1 protein-coding gene is annotated in these 1,035 nt (G+C 64.9%); it reads left to right on the plus strand.

Annotated features, from left to right (window positions below; translation table 11 throughout):
- Position 1 precedes the first annotated feature (1 nt).
- On the plus strand, positions 2–1,035 hold a 1,034-nt coding region (locus ISP25_RS00015), incomplete at its 3' end, for an OmpA family protein (protein WP_404611405.1).

Below are 1,035 nucleotides of genomic sequence, written 5' to 3' on the forward strand. Positions count from 1 at the left end.
GATGAAGCACAAGGGCCTTTATTTCATGGTTGCGCTGGCGTTGGGCGGCGTAGGTGCCGTTCATGCGCAGGACAACGCAGCAACCACGGGCAGCAGTGACAGCACCGCGGCTCCGGCGTGGCCGAATGGCTTCGATGACCGCTGGTACATCGCGCCGACCGTCGGTGGCTACTACAACGACAGCGATCGCAACACCAACAGCCGCCAGATCTATTACGGTCTGGGCGTTGGCAAGTTCTTCACGCCTGACCTGTCGATCGACCTGTTCGCCGACCGTACCCAGCGTGACATCGACCGCGGTGCCATGAACGGTGGCGGCCATAGCGGCGTCCATTGGGCGAACAACACGGTGGGCGTGGCAGCGCGCTGGTACTTCACCAACGGCGCTTGGCGTCCGTACCTGTTGGGTGGCGTGATGGGCAGCCATCACAAGAACCCGATGGACAGCGACTGGGCCCCGGCGGCTGAGTTGGGCCTGGGTATCTCCAAGTCGATCACCGACAGCGCGGACATCCGCGTAGAAGGCGGCTACCGCTACGATTGGGACGACCAGAGCCAGCCGAACCACAGCGGTTACGGTGACTGGTTCCTGGGTCTGAGCATCGTGTCGCGCATCGGTGCGGTTCCGGCGGCTCCGGCCCCGGCTGCTGCCCCGCCGCCGCCGCCGCCGCCGGCTCCGGTTGAAGCGCCGGCGCCGCAGAAGGTGGTGATCGACCTGCGTGGTGTGAACTTCAAGTTCGACTTCCCGAAGAAGGGCCATGTGCACGCGTCGGAAATCGACAAGGCGCTGGCCGTGCCGACGTCGGACTCGGTGGCGATCCTGGACCAGGCGGTGGACACGCTGAAGCGCTATCCGGACGTGCACGTGACGGTAGCGGGTTACACGGACAGCAAGGGCAAGCCGGACTACAACCAGTCGCTGTCGGAGCGTCGTGCGCAGATCGTGTACGACTACCTGACCAGCCACGGGATCGACGCGAGCCGTCTGGAAGGCCCGATTGGTCACGGCGAAGACAACCCGATCGGCGACAACGC

The organism is Rhodanobacter hydrolyticus (assembly GCF_044904645.1).